This window comes from Neobacillus sp. BP17 (assembly GCF_059579525.1).
The window spans coordinates 2,059,683-2,077,368 of the sequence record NZ_CM184198.1; the positions used below are offsets into that span (position 1 = coordinate 2,059,683).

Here is a 17,686-nt window from a genome sequence, read left to right on the forward strand (position 1 = left end):
GTGATGGAGCATTTAGAATATTTAATTGATCTAGTTGGAGTAGAACATGTGGGACTTGGGCCCGACACATTTTTGGAGATCATGTAGGATTACAGCACACATTTGATGACAAGCTGTCTCTTAGTGAATCACATGGTGAAAGTTTTGAAGAGTCATCCTATGTTAAAGGCTTGGAAAATCCAAAAGAATTAACGAAAAATATGATTAATTGGATGATTAAACATGACTATAAAGTAAAAGATATTCAAAAAATCACCTGTGACAATGCACTGCGGGTATTAAGAGAATATTTAAACTAACAAGATTTTTGTAGGAAATTAGAGTGGTCTAATAACCATAGAGTCTACAGTTGGTAATCGTTTGGAGGGGAAATTATTGAGTAAACCAAAGTTGTGGACAAAGGATTTTAGCGTTTTATGGTTAGCAAGCTTCTTTGTGGCTCTTATTTTCTATATATTAATGACCACACTAACCATTTATGCCTATGAACATTTTCATGCTTCACAAAGTAAAGCTGGGTTTGCTTCCAGTATCTTTTTAATTGGGGCCGTGATTTCGCGACCCTTGGCAGGAAAATATATGGAAGTTATCGGCCGTAAAAACTTGATATTCAACAGTTTACTTTTATTTCTAATTGCAGGACTGCTTTACTTTCCGGCTAGCAGCCTAACCTTACTACTAGTCATTCGTGTCATTCATGGGGCAGCTTTTGGTATTGCCAATACAGCCATGACAGCTTCAGCCATGGACTTAATCCCACATGAGAGGCGCGGTGAAGGAACGAGTTACTTCGCATTAAGTCCAACAGCTGCAACGGCACTTGGCCCCTTCATTGGCCTGCTAATAACGCAGCATGCAGAGTATAAATTTATTTTTGTAACCTGTACGATTCTTTCTGTGATAACGCTGATAATCATGTTATTTTCAAAAATTCCCGAAGCAAACATCACCAAAGAACAGCTCCAAATATTAAAATCAGGATTTAAAATACCTGATTTCATTGAAAGTAAAGCAGTTCCAATTTCGCTTATGATGGTCTTGGTTGGAATTGCCTATTCAGGAATTGTTTCTTTTCTAAACAATTATGCGATAGAAATTAACTTAGAAGATGCAGCAAGCCTCTTTTTTATTGTATATGCTGTCTTTTTATTTATTTCCAGACCTTTTACAGGGAAACTGCTTGACCTTAAAGGGGATAATATTGTCATTTATCCTGCCTTACTAATGTTCTCATTAAGCCTATTATTACTGAGTGGAGCCCAGAATGGCTTCGTTCTTTTAATCGCAAGCATGATGGTTGCTTTGGGGTACGGAACGATCCTGTCCTGTGCACAAGCAATTGCGATTAAACGATCTCCGAAGCACCGGGTAGGACTTGCTACCTCGACATTTTTCATTTGTTTTGAAGCGGGGATGGGAATAGGCCCATTTTTAACAGGAATGATCGTTCCAATTGTACATTTTCGGGGAATGTACGCTATCCTGGCAGTTATGGTGTTCTTAACCATCATTTTGTATCATATTGTTCACGGAAAAAATGTTAGCACGAGGATGAATCATAATTTAATTCAGAAAAATTAACTTTTTTAATAAAAGAAGTTGGAAAATAATCATTTTGGCTAAAAGGTGGTTACTCTTCTCAAGAACTTTTTCATGCTATTGGTACACCTGTTCAGTATGAAGCTGGTACTTGTTTATTTACTCAAGGCGACAAAACCAACTATTTTTATTATTTAGTTGAAGGCTAGTAAAATTGTTGTTTATTGGGAAAATGGTTCTGAGAAAACTTTGATTAACCAAGAAGGGGGTATGCTGGGAATTATTTCTGCTATTAACCAGATTCCGCAGTTTACGACAGCGATCGTGGCGAATCCTTCCACTATTATAAAAGTTAAGGTATCTACTTTAATTTGTTTTTTATCAAATAAGCCTGAATGGATGTTGCCTTTTCTTCAGGAGATGGGTGCCAAGGTCCATCATTTAACGTTTCAATTAAGTACAATGGCGTTCTTGACGGTTGAAAAAAGACTTTGCTATACCTTGCTAATGTTATCCCAGGATATAGGTTCAGACACTTCCGATGGTTTGAAAATTTCAGTACGCTTGACGGACCAGGAATTGGCAAATCTTGTTGGAACTTCACGAGCTACAATATCGAAAGTCATTAGTTCCTTAAGGAAGAACAAATTGGTAGAAAAGATTAAGAATCATATCTATATCGTTGATAAAGAAGGTCTTCGGAATTTTGTTTTTTAAAAGATAGTATGACATGGAACATATAAATGCACAGCATTTATAAATAATTAAAAACGTGAAAAAGAATTCCAGAACAATAATTTGGTTCTGGGATTTTTTTCTGTGTACAGTTATGTGTATGTTTATGTGTATTCATAGAGAATAACAAGTATTATTTTTTTTCTGAAGCAAAGTATATCCAGTATGCCAATTAGGTTCATTAAACTCGAAGGAAGAGAAATAGGGGATTATGTATTTATCTTTAGGCTTTTAATAGGTGTCAAACCTTATAGTGTACAAAAATACATAAAAATAATAAAAAATAGTTAGAAACCTACATTTTTATTATTGTAAGGATAATTTAAAATATTCAATAAGTCGATGAGGTTATTTATATGAGTAGGTTAACCGTTAAAAAAAATTATATCGGGGGTAGATTTAATGAAAGCGTTTCAGAATTTTAAAAAGAGTTATTTGCTTATAGGGGTGTTATTTATTGCCCAGATTCTTAATTTTATTGATAAATCCGCGATGAATTTTGCCATTGTCCCTATTTCTAAGGATTTGAATTTATCATCGGGAACAGTCGGACTCGTTTTAAGCAGCTTTTTCCTAGCTTATGGGATTATGCAATTTATTGGAGGATATTTAGCTGATAAGTATGGAATTAAAAAAGTATTACCTAGTGCTGTTGTTATTTGGTCCCTAGCCACCTGCTTAACTGGTCTTTCACGGTCCGCTTTTTCATTGATCGGTTCTCGTTTATTGCTTGGCATTGGAGAAGGGGCTTTTCCTGCGAGCTGTTCTGTCGCCATTGTTGATAATTTTCAAAGGAAGGCGCGGGCAAGGGCCAAATCTGTAATATCAGCCGGTGCCTCGGTAGGGTTTGCGATTGGTTCGATTATTTGTACTTTGTTGATTACTTCCATTGGTTGGAAGTGGATGTTCCTATTTTTAGGCTTTGTGGGACTGGCAATTGCTGTTCTTCTTTGGACTACCATCCAGGAAAACGATAAGAAAGAAGAAGCAAAGCTACAGAAAAAAAGTAAAGACAAGAGTATTGTAAAAGCTTCATTAAAAAATCCCCTGGTTTGGAAACTGTTGATCGCAGCTTGCTTTACCAACATGGCATTTTGGGGACTTCAAAGCTGGATGCCATCGTACTGGGTAAACGTCAAACATATGGATATGGTGTCCATGGGAATGTATTCATCTGTTCCCTATATTTTAGGATTCTGTTCTTTCCTTTTTAGTGGTTGGCTACTGGATAAATTTTTAGCCGGTCGTGAGAAATTTATTTTTGTTATTTGCGGATTTCTTTCCGCTTTGTTCATCTATCTGATGTTTAATACGCAATCAATCCCACTTGCATTTGCATATCTATCCTTGTCTAATGTGTTTCTTAATGCTCTGAATATAACTGTGTTTGTACTACCTATGAAATATATATCAGAGAATTCTGTAGGTACAGCTACAGGGATTATTAATACCGGAGGACAAATTGGTTCGACTATTACCCCTGCACTTATCGGTTATTTAATTAGTGCATTTAATCAAAATTATAATGCAGCCTTCATGTTCCTTGTAGCCTCTTCTCTAGTAGTTTTGGTCATAGGACTTACGGTAAATACCAAAAGGGACAGCATGGAAGAACCAAATTCTTTACAAAACGCCCAGTAAATTAGTAAAAGAAAATATGAATCTAAAAACCTACTTCAGCCAATCGTACTAATCCAATTATTGAAAATGGAGTGAAATTTATTGAGTTACCATCAAATGATATCAAATATAATAGAACAAAAAAAACAAAAGCTTATTGAAATGAGTGATGTAATTTGGGGATTTTGCGAAACTCGTTATGAAGAATTTCAGTCATCGAAATTAATATGTTCTGCACTTGAAGATGAAGGCTTTCAAGTGGAGAGAAATATCGGAGGAATTGAAACTGCATTCATTGGTAGTTACGGAAGTGGAAGTCCTGTTATTGCTATTTTAGGAGAATATGATGCTTTATCTGGATTAAGTCAGAGGGCTAATGTTTCAGTTAAAGAAGAGCTTGTCCCGGATGGAAACGGACATGGCTGTGGACATCATCTTCTTGGGACTGGATCCCTGGCTGCAGCGATAGCGATTCGCCATTATATGGAATCGAACGGACTAAGGGGTACTATACGCTATTATGGTTGCCCAGCAGAAGAAGGTGGCAGTGGAAAAGCATTCATGGCGAGAGCAGGGGCGTTTCAGGATGTTGACGTTGCATTTACGTGGCATCCTTGGGAAGAGAATCTTGCATATAACGCGAGAATGTTGGCAACTTGTCAAGTTTATTTCAAATTTGAGGGAAAAAGCAGCCATGCTTCATTTAGTCCGCATTTGGGGAGAAGTGCATTGGATGCAGTAGAATTAATGAATGTGGGAGCAAACTTTTTGAGAGAACATATCATCCCGGAGGCAAGATTGCATTATGCAATTACAAATACCGGTGGTTTTGCACCGAATGTTGTTCAGGCGGAGGCTGAAGTTTTATATAAAATACGGGCACCTAGGATGAATCAGGTTAAAGAAATTCTTGATAGAGTTCATGATATAGCGCGGGGTGCTGCTTTAATGACAGGAACGCAGTTGGAGGTTCAATTTGATTCGGCTTCAGCAGATTTGATTCCCAATGTTACATTAAGTTCAATAATGCATGATCAGTTTGTTAAAATCGGTGCTGTCTCTTATAGCCAAGAGGAACTCGAATTTGCGAAAGCAATCCAGGCTTCTTTCACTGAAGATGAAAAGCAGGTACTTAGAAAAAAGAACAAGGTAATTGCTGACACCATTAACCCTTACAATGTTGAACCGGACTTTCTTGCAGCTTCTACGGATGTTGGCGATGTAAGTTGGATTGTGCCTACTGGACAAGTCTACGTTACTTCATTCGCTTTCGGAACACCGAATCATAGTTGGCAATTGGTTGCCCAGGGGAAATCCTCCGTTGCCCATAAAGGAATGCTGTTAGCTGGCAAAGTAATTGCGGCATCTGCTATAGAAGTACTACAAAATCCTGAACTTGTTCAAAAGGCGAAGGCAGAACATCAAGAACAATTAGCAGGAGAAGAATACAGATCACTGATTCCGCCGGAAAGGAAGCCGGAGCCTGTTTTATAATTTCAGTAAAAAATTGGAGGTGAATATATGGATTATTACCAAATGATATCAGAGATTATTGAGGAAAAACGTGAAAAATTAATTGCATTAAGTGATAAAATTTGGGATTTTGCGGAAACAAAATACGAGGAATTCCAATCAGCTGAGCATTTATGCAGAATCCTTGAAGAAGAGGGATTTCAGGTTGAAAGTGAGGCTGGGGGGATTAAAACGGCTTTTGTTGGAAGCTATGGAACTGGGGCTCCTGTGATTGCGATCTTGGGAGAATACGACGCCTTGCCAAATTTAAGCCAGAAAGCTGGCGTAGCTCTTAAAGAAGATATTGTAAAAGATGGTAACGGACATGGATGCGGACATAATCTTTTGGGGACGGGATCACTCGCAGCAGCGATTGCAATTAGATATTACATGAAGCAGTATGGATTGAAGGGTACAGTGCGCTATTATGGTTGCCCCGCTGAGGAAGGCGGAGGCGGGAAGGCGTTCATGGCCAGGGCAGGTTTGTTTGATGATGTAGACATTGCCTTCACGTGGCATCCCTTTGACGAAAATATGGCCTATAATTGCAAAATGCTGGCTACTTGCCAGGTTTATTACAAATTTAAGGGAAAAAGCAGTCATGCTTCGTTTAGTCCACATTTGGGTCGAAGTGCGTTAGATGCTGTTGGGCTAATGAATGTCGGAACAAACTTTTTGCGGGAGCATATCATCCCGGATGCAAGACTGCATTACGCCATCACCAATGCCGGTGGTTCTGCCCCGAATGTGGTACAGGCTGAGGCCGAGGTATTATACAAAATTCGGGCCCCTAAGATGCACCAGGTAAAAGAAATACTTTCCAGAATTGATGATAATGCTAGGGGAGCTGCTTTGATGACCGGAACGGAACTGGAGATTCAATTTGATGCAGCTTCTGCCGATTTAATACCTAATATAGCGTTAGGTAAGATCATGCACAATCATTTTGAAAAAATAGGGGCTGCTTCCTACAACAAAGAAGAATTAGATTTTGCGAAAGCTATGCAATCCACGTACTCGGAAGAAGAAAAAAAGATAATTCTTAAAAGTGGTGGAAAAACAATTTCAGCTACGGTTAATCCGTATTCAGGAGAAACAGGCTTCCTAGCTGGTTCTACAGATGTGGGAGACGTAAGCTGGCTTGTACCTACAGGCCAAATATATGTAACCACATGCGCTTTTGCAACACCTTTTCATAGTTGGCAATTGGTAGCGCAAGGGAAATCATCAATTGCGCATAAAGGAATGCTGTTAGCTGGAAAAGTAATTGCGGCATCTGCGATTGAAGTGATGCAAAATCCTGAGCTCATTCAAAGAGCAAAGGAAGAGCACCAAAAACAACTAGGTGGGGAAGTGTATTCATCGCTTATTCCACCTGAATCCAAACCAAAATCCTTAAAAAAGTTCTAAAACATGTCAATAAAAGGAGGGACTACAGTCTCTCCCTTTGTTGAAAAGAAATACAAATTTAAACTATTTTTTTAATTGGAACGTAACAGGAATTTGCTTTAATAAAGGAAAGGACCGTGTTAAAGGATGTCAGTTATTAAGAACCAATTACGAACCGAGAAGGATTTTTTAGGTACAAAGGAAGTTCCTGCCAAAGCCTATTACGGGATCCAAACACTCCGTGCTGTTGAAAATTTTCCAATAACAGGGTACAGGATCCATGGGGAATTAATTAAGGCAATGGCTATGGTGAAAAAAGCAGCTGCACTTGCAAATATGGACGTCAAACGGCTTAATTCTAGTATTGGAGAAGCGATTGTCAAGGCGGCCGATGAAATGATTGATGGCAAATGGCACGACCAAATCATCGTCGATCCAATCCAAGGAGGAGCAGGAACGTCGATTAACATGAATGTTAACGAAGTCCTTGCCAACCGTGTGATTGAGTTGTTAGGAAAAGAAAAGGGTGACTATTTCCACTGCAGTCCCAATACCCATGTAAATATGTCACAATCGACAAATGATTCTTTTCCTACAGCGATTCATATTGCGGTTCTTAAGCTATTAGAAAAATTGTTGGCAACAATGGAAGATATGCAGACAGTTTTTCAGCAAAAAGTTCAAGAATTTAGTCATGTTATAAAAATGGGGCGCACCCATCTTCAGGATGCAGTGCCCATCCGGCTTGGACAGGAGTTTGAAGCATATAGCCGAGTTATTGAACGTGATATCAAGCGTATTAAACAATCACGCCAGCACTTATATGAAGTAAACATGGGAGCGACTGCTGTCGGAACCGGATTAAACGCCGATCCCCGTTATATAGAATTGGTCGTAAAACATCTTGCTGATATTAGCAGCCTGCCACTAATTGGTGCTGAACATCTTGTTGATGCAACGCAAAATACAGATGCTTACACAGAAGTATCCGGGGCACTAAAAGTTTGTATGATGAATATATCAAAAATCGCCAATGATTTGCGATTAATGGCTTCAGGTCCAAGAGCAGGTTTGGGCGAAATCACTTTACCTGCCAGGCAGCCGGGCTCTTCCATCATGCCTGGTAAAGTTAACCCGGTAATGGCAGAAGTTGTAAATCAGGTAGCTTTTCAAGTTATTGGCAATGACCATACAATCTGCCTTGCATCGGAAGCGGGGCAGCTTGAATTAAATGTCATGGAGCCTGTCCTGGTTTTTAATTTGCTACAATCAATCAGCATTATGAATAATGCTTTCCGCACATTTACATCCCATTGCATAAAAGGAATAAAGGCAAATGAAGATAGACTAAAAGAGTATGTAGAGAAGAGTGTTGGAGTGCTAACAGCTGTTAACCCTCATATTGGGTACGAAGTTGCAGCTCGAATTGCCAGGGAGGCCATTTTATCGAGTGCTCCAATAAGGGATCTATGTTTGAAATATGATGTGTTAACAGAAGAGGAACTTAATTTGATACTTGATCCATATGAAATGACACACCCCGGAATTGCAGGAGCTGCTTTGCTTGAAAGAGAATAATGTAATATATAATTGACTTTTAAATTGATTTGCATGGATATCTAATGTGCGAGAACATCTCTCTTGAATGAGGATGTTCTTTTTTATTTTTAGGCTGTGTTAAAGGACATTGGTGATTTTTTAACCTGTTTGATTGTAGCGGAAGTCACTTGACTCCTGTGGGAGTACGGGGCTGAGGAGGCTCCCCGGCAGGTCCTTGGAAAGCAAGTGCCTTGAGCGGAAATCAACAGCCAAATTTAACACAGCCTATTTTTGAAATGAAGTATGAATCATTGAATTGATATGTTAATTGATTCTTATTTTTAATTTTTAAATTCACGATTCGGTTATTAAAATCCATTTTTACCTACCTAAACCTAAATTGTTTGGTTCCCTAATAGATCTCAAGCTCGTTAAAGAGGAATTGCAAAAACTGAAAGTCTCGAAAATGAATATTCCAGGCTTTATATATATGTAAAGAACTCCTGTTGAGCACTAGTTTTACTCTAAATGAATTAAATCTAGGATTGATTTATTTCATTTTTTACCCTATATGTCAATAATGATATTAAAATATATTTAAACATATATAATAATTTCCATTCTGATATTATTGCTCAACTTTTGAGATTGAATAAATAGAAAATATTAACTAAAGGGAGCATTAGTTGATAAATGCGTTGGGGTACCATATCCATACGGTACCAATTTAGCCCCAATATCTACTAATAATGATGGCTTTATATAAAAACAGTCAAATGCTCAGAAAGTCGTTCGATTTGTAACTCCATCCTGTTCTTTACTTCTTCAACTTTTCGTATGTACTGGTCCTTATTCCGAGCAATAACGGCACTGTTATTGGGTATCTGATTGGGATGAATGCCACGTTCATAGCAAAGAACTTCCTCAAAATAAGTCAAATGCTCACAAAAGGTCTTGATAAATTTTTCTTTTTGATATTCGTCTTTTTCAGCGAACAACGTTTTGAGAAGGAACTCCACCTTTTTCTCCACTTCGCTTAGATTCTTAGAGATTTGTTTTACTGAAACCCCAACTGTCTCACCATGTTTAAAATGGATTGGCATTTATAAATTGGGTCATAGGAATTCCTAGCATCATCGTTTTTTAATATTAATGGGAAAAAACAACAAAAGGGAATTCATGACATCCTGCTTCTATAGTGTTTCTATTTTTTTAATGAGTTTGGGTTTTACGATTCAGTATATGGTTTTGTTAGTTAAAGTTGGTGCTGAATCCTTTTGGTGGTTTTATGTTGTTGTAGCACTCCTCGGTTTTCTAATACTAATCTCTTAATCTATTTGGATAAAAGTAAATTACATACTGTTTTTATTGTCCTGGGTGCATTGTTAATCGTCCTTAGCTGGATCCTTTTATTCGTGGCGAACTCTGCCGATGGAAATTATATTATTACTTATAGGAATAAACTAAGAGGAAGTTTCTCGATTAAGACCATGGTAGGAACCTTTCAAACGATGGGAATTATGGTTTTCCTGCTTATGCATGGTTTCCTATTGAAGCTTAGATTTGGTGGGGAAAAGTAAGAACCTCCTCCCGCACCCAAACTATTACGTTTTAAGTGATTCCCTGGAATTCTCGAAAGTGAAGAAGGATGGCAGAGTTGAATGAGACGACATAAAAAAGATGATTTCATCATATTTATCATCAATAAGAGGTTAAAGAGGTGAAAACATGTTACGCAATGTTGGCAGAAGACTCATCTGGTTTCTGATCGGAAGTTCGATTTTTGCTACCTTTATCGGATATACCCTGTTTAAGGCTGGCCTCATATCACTTCCAGGTATTCCTAAATCCCAAAGATCACTGAATAATAAGCATCCTAATCGAAATAGAAGAGTTGGTAGAATTCGAGTTACTTAGATATATGATATTGTTAGCTTCAATAGTGTCTATGTAGTAATTCTAAGTCAAACATTGGAGGTTTGGGCTTCTTGCACCGCAATGTGCTAAAAGCCCAAACCTTTAATATATTTCTATCTTGACTAAACAGTGAAACCAAAGCGTGTGCAAGAGTATAATAGGCACAGTTATTTGGCAATCCATCAAAACCGTACGTATCTATGAGATTTTTGTATAGGTATGAGAATACATAGGCGGAGAATTTCCGGCTAATGTAAATATTGGGGCTTAAGAAGCAGATATAAGCGGAGAAATTCCGATTAACTGCTCTAAATAAGACATAATCCAAAGATTTAGATAGTATAAACGGAAAAACTCTTTATTTTTAGGGAAATGTGGATATTTCCCAATTTAAACGGAATTTTACCGTTTATTTTTCCAACATAATGAAATCAACATTCAGCTATAACAGAGCCTCTCTGAAGTAATCTACTTAAGTAATCTATGGTATTGCTGTATCTCTTTGTGTCAAACCGCACCTATCAAAACGTCAGGATGAGCGAATCAACTTGTTCATTCTGCACTGATGCAGGAAAGGGGTATTCTTTTTTGAAATTACGAAAACAAGAAAATACAATGCGGTAAAAACTTGGTATAACAGCATTTGCGGAAAATATTACAAATTTGTGATAAAATTGGTTATTTTTTCAATTTTAAGTAATAGTTTAGTAGAATTGAATCATAATAATTAATACAACCAGTTTGTAAGCTTCTTAATAAAAGAGACATAATTATTTACTGCTTAATTCACAAGAATAGGGAGGAGAAAAACGAATGGATGCTAATATTGGAAAGTGCCCGTTTCACGGCGGCGCTGCAAGTAACAATTCTAGGAGTACGACTAATCGAGACTGGTGGCCTAACCAGTTGAACTTGAACATTCTCCATCAGCATGACAGAAAATCAAACCCTATGGGAGAAGACTTTGATTATGCAGAAGAATTTAAAAAGTTAGACTACTATGCCCTTAAACAGGATCTTCGCGATTTAATGACAAACAGTCAAGATTGGTGGCCAGCTGACTATGGACATTATGGTCCATTCTTTATCCGTATGGCTTGGCACTCCGCTGGTACATATCGTACGGGTGACGGCCGTGGTGGCGGTGGTACTGGCACACAGCGTTTTGCGCCACTTAACAGTTGGCCTGACAACGGTAACCTCGATAAAGCTCGTCGACTACTTTGGCCGATTAAGCAAAAGTATGGCAACAAGATTTCATGGGCTGACTTATTTATTCTTACAGGTAATGTCGCTATTGAATCAATGGGCGGAAAGACATTTGGGTTTGGTGGAGGACGCGCAGATGTTTGGCATCCAGAAGAAGACATTTACTGGGGGACTGAATCAGAATGGTTAGGTGATAAGCGATATACAGGTGATCGTGAGCTTGAGAACCCACTTGCAGCCGTTCAGATGGGTCTTATCTATGTTAACCCAGAAGGTCCAAATGGTAATCCAGATCCGCTTGCAAGTGGTCGTGACATACGCGAAACCTTTGCACGTATGGGAATGGACGATGAAGAAACAGTAGCATTAATAGCCGGCGGCCATACTTTTGGTAAGGCACACGGTGCAGGAGATGCTGCTCATGTTGGTCCAGAACCAGAAGCTGCTCCAATTGAAACAATGGGCTTAGGCTGGTTAAGCACACATGGCAGCGGTAAAGGTCATGACACCATCACCAGCGGTATTGAAGGTGCTTGGACTGCTAGTCCAACACAGTGGGATAATGGTTACTTTGATTTATTATTTGGATATCAATGGTGGCTTACAAAGAGTCCTGCAGGTGCCTATCAGTGGCTTGCGGTAAACCCTGATGAGAAGGATCTTGCACCGGATGCAGAAGATTCATCCGTTCGTGTTCCGACTATGATGACTACTGCCGATATGGCATTGCGTTATGATCCAGAATACGAAAAGATATCTCGTCGTTTTCATGAGAATCCAGAAGAGTTTGCGGATGTATTTGCACGTGCTTGGTTTAAACTAACACATCGTGACATGGGGCCTCGTTCAAGATATCTAGGCCCAGAAGTTCCAGAAGAAATTCTTATCTGGCAAGACCCTGTACCGGCTGTTGAATATGCCTTAACAGATGCAGAAGTTGATAAGATCAAAGTCATGATCTTAGACTCAGAACTTACTATCAACGAATTAGTAACAACTGCTTGGGCTTCAGCAAGTACGTACCGCGGCTCAGATATGCGTGGCGGTGCAAATGGTGCTCGCATCCGTCTTGCTCCACAGAAGGATTGGGAAGTAAATCAGCCGGAACAACTTACCAAAGTACTTTCTGTACTAGAAAGCATTCAAAGTCATCTAGGAAAGAAAGTTAGTATGGCTGACTTGATTGTACTAGGTGGTAGTGCGGCAATAGAAAAAGCAGCAAAAGATGCAGGTTTTGATGTAACAGTTCCTTTCGCTCCAGGACGTGGCGATGCAACCCAAGAGCAAACTGACTTAGAAAGTTTTGCCGTGCTAGAACCTATCGCTGATGGTTTCCGCAACTATCAAAAGGAACAGTATCGTGTAAGTGCGGCAGAGCTGCTAGTTGACAAGGCGCAACTTCTAGGCCTAACTGCACCAGAAATGACTGCACTTATTGGCGGGATGCGTGTATTAGGTACTTACTTCGGTGGCACGAAACACGGAGTTTTCACTAATCGTTTAGGCACACTTACTAACGACTTCTTTATTAACTTACTTGACATGGGAATAGCGTGGACGCCTGTAGGCGGTGACGTTTTTGAAGGACGTGATCGCAAGACAGGAGTAGTTGTACGTACAGCAACTAGTGTTGACCTAGTGTTTGGTTCAAACTCCGTTCTACGTGCCATAGCAGAAGTTTATGCTCAAGATGATAACAAAGAGAAGTTTGTACGTGATTTTATAGCTGCTTGGGTCAAAGTTATGAATGCAGATCGCTTCGACCTTCGGTTGAAGAAAGCTCAACTGCTAGGCTTTTCATAGTAACAAGTTAAAAATCTAATTAGAGTAAAATACAAACAGGCCTAAACCTTTGAACAAAAAGGTTTGGGCCTGTTTTTTGATTTAGGATTGTTGTGGAAATGATAGCAGCCAATCTAGGAGCCAGTCCCCCCAATAAATTGATACTTTAATATGGTGGGGGACTGACCCACTGGCCTTGGTATATAACAGCTCATTCTTAAGTTAAAGAAAAATATGGGGAGTGATTATAAATAACCTCGGAAAGAATTTTGCAACCTTGAATTCTTTCATAATTTTCTTTGGCTTCCTTTTCCGACTCAAATTCAAACATTGTAATTTTATTATCCTTAGAGTAGGAATTGTATACAGTAATGATCCACATGGTATTAACCCCCAATTAAAAAATGAATTTATATGCATTTGTTTTATAAAGAAATAACCCCTAAAACTAGTGCTGCTATTACCATTACTGTAGTAGTTCCTAACGCCCATTTAATTAAGAAACGCTGTAAATCACTAAATTCGATTCCTACCATACCTATTAATAAATGTGCTGCTGCCACTAATGGACTTAGTACGTGTAAAGGCTGTCCTAGTATGGAGGCACGGCCTATTTCGGCAGCGCTAATGCCATAAGACTCGGCAGCTTGGGCAATAATGGGAAGTACCCCAAAATAAAATGCATTATTGGACATAAAAAATGTAAAGGGTGCGCTTAAAAAAGCGACAATTACTGGTAAATGCTGCCCAAATGCTTCAGGAATCAATGACACTAAAGTAGTAGCCATAGCATCAATCATTTTCGTACCTGACATAATACCTGTAAAAATACCTGCTGCAATAACAATGGAGACGACCGCTACTGCGTTACTTGCGTGTGAAGAGATTCGTTCTTGTTGCTCTTTTATATTTGGATAATTAACTAATAAAGCAATAGCAAATGCAACCATAAATAAAATCATGAGCGGTATAATATCCATAATTAACAAAACTATGAGAATAAGGGTTAAAGCAAAGTTAAACCATACCAGTTTAGGACGGCGATAGTTAAACTCAATTTTTGCATCCATTTCAGCCGTACCGGCCACTTCCCGAAATGCATCAAAATCGATAACTCCAAGTCTTCTGCGTTCCATTTTTCCGAAAATAAAGGATATAACCAGTACCCATAAAAGCCCAAAACCCATGACAGGAATGAGTGGCAGAAACAGCTCAGATGAGTCAAGTTTCAATGAAGTCATCGCCATTGCAGAAGCTCCTCCCCAAGGAGTCATATTCATTACTCCCATTGAAGACATGGCTACTCCTGCAAGAATTAGAGGATTCATTCTAAGACGTTTATATAGGGGAAGCAAGGAAGAAACCGTAATCATATAGGTTGTGGTTCCATCACCATCTAAAGCAACCATCATCGACAGGACAGCTGTACCTACAACAATTTTTAAAGGATCACCTTTGACGAGTTTTAAAATTTTTCCAATAAGTGGTTCGAATAAACCAGTATCAATCATTAGTCCAAAGTACAAAATGGCGAAAAAGATCATAATGGCGGTTGGGGCAATAGCTTTGACACCCTCAAACATCATCGTACCTAAATCATTCGCATAACCCCCGATTAGACCAAATAGAATGGGAATGAGCATGAGAGCGACAAGGGGTGTTAATCGTTTTGACATAATTAAATACATAAAAACTGCAACCATAGAAAAACCCAAAAAAGATAGCATACTTTATATCCTCCTTTGTTGTTGTTGTTAAAAGCGGGTCAAAAAAAATCTCATTTTCTTGGAGTAATGTAAATCCATATAAGAATACAAGAGTGTGACCTACTGATTGTTAGCGCTTTCTTAGAAAGATTAACACGGATACAGTCAAAGAAATATATATATCAAATATTTTTAATATTCTTTATAAATATAATTATTTTCATTTTTTTCACAGCCAATTCTATAATTTTTCAATGTTACTAAATAGCTAGTAACATTGATGGCAGTTGAACTAAAAAAAATAGAATATTACCATAGTTGTTATATAATAAAGTAGTTACATTATGAAGGAAAATAAGCGAGGCGAAATGATTGGGCAAAAAAATTAAAAAAACACGGTTGCTAACACAAATGATTGTATTTATTTCTATTATTATTCTTCTTACAATTGTATCGGTAAGCGCCCTCTTTTCCTCTATGATTGATGATATGATTAAAACTTCATTGGGAAACCAGGCCATGACAGTAGCAAAGATGACGTCTCAAAAGGAACAAATTATCAATGCTTTTAAGGATCAAAATCCGTCTCTAACCATACAGCCCATTGCAGAAGAAATACGCAAAGCCACAGGTGCCGGATATGTTGTAATTGGCAATAAAGAAAATATTCGCTACTCTCACCATATAACAAAATATATTGGAAAGACTATGGGTTCCAGCAATAAAACGGTATTTAAAAATAACGCCTCTATCATTTACGAAGGTACTGGTATTTCGGGAAAGGCTATTAAAGCAAAGACCCCCATATATAATGAGGACGGAGAAATAATCGGTGTATCGTCCGTTGGCTTCTTAACTTCGGAAGTGGAGGGTAAAGTTCATAGCTATCGCCTTAAGTTACTTCATTTTACTGTTTTTATTTTGCTAATTGGGATTGGAGGGGCGGTCATTATATCAAAGAGGGTAAAAAAATTGATTTTTAATCTCGAGCCCGAAGAAATATCTTTTTTGTTTAAAGAAAAAGAAGCGACCTTAGAATCGATTAGAGATGCCACCGTTGCAGTAAATAAAGATGGCAAAGTAACCTCCATCAATAAACGGGCAAGAGAGTTGCTGAAACACGACCACATTGAGAAAGGCATAAGAATGGAGCATGGGCGTTTAAATACACTGATTAAAACCGTAATGGGAAATCAACAAAACACCATTAATCAAAAAGTTATCTTTGGCGAACAGCTCTATTTGGTTGATGCATCTCCTATACTAGAGAATCAAAGAACAAGCGGAGCCGTATTAACCATACGTCCTGTTTCTGAAATAGAGGAGATTATAGATGAAGTTTCTAAAGTTCAAAACGTTTCTGAGCATATCCGCGCTCAAAATCATGAGTATTTAAATAAATTAAATACTATTTATGGATTGATTACCCTGGAACAATATGATGAGGTAAGGGAACTAATCTCAGAAGAAGTCAAAGAACGTCAGGATATTGTGGTTTTCTTAACTTCTTCCGTGAAAGATCCTTTTATTGCCGCTTGTCTGCTCGGAAAAATAAATCGATCAAAGGAATTAAAAGTAGACCTGGAAATAGATAAAGAGAGCAACCTTGAGAGTATCCCCTCTACATTAAATACAAAACTATTTGTTTCAATACTTGGTAATCTTATAGATAATGCCATGGAGGCAGCAGTTCGGACTAATTCTGAGGTGGCTAAAGTGAAAGTTTCTTTCACAGATATTGGTAGCGATATCATCTTTGATATAGAAGACAACGGCAACGGTATTCCCCAAGAATGGCAGGATATGATTTTTATTCAAGGATTTACGACAAAAGAAGGAGAGAATCATGGCTTGGGACTAGCCATTGTTAAAAATGCGTTAAAAAAAATGAACGGGGAGATTTTTATTTCTACCAGTGATTCAGGCGGAGCTCAATTTACCATTGTTTTACCAAAAGGCAAATAAGAGAGGGTTACGATATATGAGCAAAAGTTTAATCAAGGTAATGATTGTAGAAGATGATGAAACAGCGGCGAAAATTTATGAAAAATTTACTGATAAAGCAGAAGGATTCCAAGTAGTGGCAATTGCAAATACGGGGAAACAGGCACTAGACATGCTTAATGTGTTTACTCCCGATCTCATTTTACTTGATGTCTTTCTTCCTGATATGAATGGGATCGATCTATTATGGGAGATTAGGAAGAATATGAGAAGTTTGGACATCATTATGATTACAGCAGCTAATGATGTTGGCACGGTAAGTGAAGCAATCAGGGGAGGCGCATTCAGTTATATCCTTAAACCCATTATGATTAACAAGTTTTTTGAGGTACTGGAACAATTTAAAGAAACTAGAGAAAAACTAGTCAAATTAACCATTGTCGAACAGGAAGATGTGAATGATTTTTTCATGTTGAAAAAACCACGGGAAGATTCTTTAACCCGGGAGGAATTACCTGAAATACTGCCAAAGGGAATTGACAAACATACATTAAAAAAAGTGAGACAGCAAATAAAGGATATAAATGAAAACATAAATGCAGAAGAATTTTCAAAAATAATCGGAGCCAGTCATTCTACAGGCAGGAGATATCTTGAGTATTTAGTTTCAATCAATGAGATGGAAGTTGAAGTTATATATGGGACGATAGGACGCCCTGAGAGGAAATATCGGAAGAAGTAAAAGCTTTAATATTTTGGGCATTGATTAAGAATATGGTTGACATAGAGATTCT

At 38.1% G+C, this 17,686-nt stretch carries 12 protein-coding genes; 10 read left to right on the top strand and 2 right to left on the bottom strand.

The annotated features are described in order from the left end of the window. Window positions 1-375 precede the first annotated feature (375 nt). The 6 genes from AC4QJR_RS09925 (at window position 376) to aspA (ending at window position 8,373) form a co-directional block, all read left to right on the top strand. Window positions 376-1,581 (top strand): MFS transporter, encoded by a 1,206-nt coding sequence (locus AC4QJR_RS09925; RefSeq protein ID WP_496526038.1) that lies wholly within the window; start codon window positions 376-378, stop codon window positions 1,579-1,581. Window positions 1,582-1,809: 228 nt separating this feature from the next. After that, on the top strand, window positions 1,810-2,256 hold the full coding sequence (locus AC4QJR_RS09930) for a Crp/Fnr family transcriptional regulator (protein ID WP_496526039.1): 447 nt from the start codon (window positions 1,810-1,812) through the stop codon (window positions 2,254-2,256). Between the two features lie 420 nt (window positions 2,257-2,676). Then, complete coding sequence (locus tag AC4QJR_RS09935) at window positions 2,677-3,915, top strand: MFS transporter (protein ID WP_496526040.1); 1,239 nt, start codon at window positions 2,677-2,679, stop codon at window positions 3,913-3,915. Between the two features lie 96 nt (window positions 3,916-4,011). After that, window positions 4,012-5,388 carry a M20 family metallopeptidase gene (locus AC4QJR_RS09940; RefSeq protein WP_496526652.1) on the top strand — a complete coding sequence of 459 codons (1,377 nt, stop codon included), beginning with the start codon at window positions 4,012-4,014 and terminating at the stop codon, window positions 5,386-5,388. A 27-nt stretch (window positions 5,389-5,415) separates the two neighbouring features. After that, complete coding sequence (locus AC4QJR_RS09945) at window positions 5,416-6,816, top strand: M20 family metallopeptidase (RefSeq protein ID WP_496526041.1); 1,401 nt, start codon at window positions 5,416-5,418, stop codon at window positions 6,814-6,816. A 126-nt stretch (window positions 6,817-6,942) separates the two neighbouring features. After that, window positions 6,943-8,373: an aspartate ammonia-lyase gene (aspA, locus tag AC4QJR_RS09950; RefSeq protein WP_496526042.1), complete on the top strand. Its 1,431-nt coding sequence runs from the start codon at window positions 6,943-6,945 to the stop codon at window positions 8,371-8,373. Between the two features lie 719 nt (window positions 8,374-9,092). On the opposite strand, the gene AC4QJR_RS09955 is transcribed toward aspA, so the two are convergent. Then, on the bottom strand, window positions 9,093-9,437 hold the full coding sequence (locus AC4QJR_RS09955) for a hypothetical protein (RefSeq protein WP_496526043.1): 345 nt from the start codon (window positions 9,435-9,437) through the stop codon (window positions 9,093-9,095). A 625-nt stretch (window positions 9,438-10,062) separates the two neighbouring features. Here AC4QJR_RS09955 and AC4QJR_RS09960 point away from each other — a divergent pair. Then, a complete protein-coding gene (locus tag AC4QJR_RS09960; protein WP_496526044.1) occupies window positions 10,063-10,251 on the top strand; it encodes a hypothetical protein in 189 nt (62 codons plus the stop codon). An 813-nt stretch (window positions 10,252-11,064) separates the two neighbouring features. Further along, window positions 11,065-13,263: a catalase/peroxidase HPI gene (gene katG, locus AC4QJR_RS09965; RefSeq protein ID WP_496526045.1), complete on the top strand. Its 2,199-nt coding sequence runs from the start codon at window positions 11,065-11,067 to the stop codon at window positions 13,261-13,263. Window positions 13,264-13,667: 404 nt separating this feature from the next. Here katG and AC4QJR_RS09970 read toward each other — a convergent pair whose 3' ends face one another. After that, window positions 13,668-14,969 carry a CitMHS family transporter gene (locus AC4QJR_RS09970; protein ID WP_496526046.1) on the bottom strand — a complete coding sequence of 434 codons (1,302 nt, stop codon included), beginning with the start codon at window positions 14,967-14,969 and terminating at the stop codon, window positions 13,668-13,670. A gap of 351 nt (window positions 14,970-15,320) precedes the next feature. On the opposite strand from AC4QJR_RS09970, the gene AC4QJR_RS09975 reads away from it, so the two are divergent. Further along, window positions 15,321-16,913 carry an ATP-binding protein gene (locus tag AC4QJR_RS09975; protein WP_496526047.1) on the top strand — a complete coding sequence of 531 codons (1,593 nt, stop codon included), beginning with the start codon at window positions 15,321-15,323 and terminating at the stop codon, window positions 16,911-16,913. A gap of 16 nt (window positions 16,914-16,929) precedes the next feature. After that, entirely contained in the window at window positions 16,930-17,634 is a 705-nt protein-coding gene (locus tag AC4QJR_RS09980) for a response regulator (protein WP_496526048.1), read from the top strand. The last annotated feature ends 52 nt before the right edge of the window (window positions 17,635-17,686 follow it).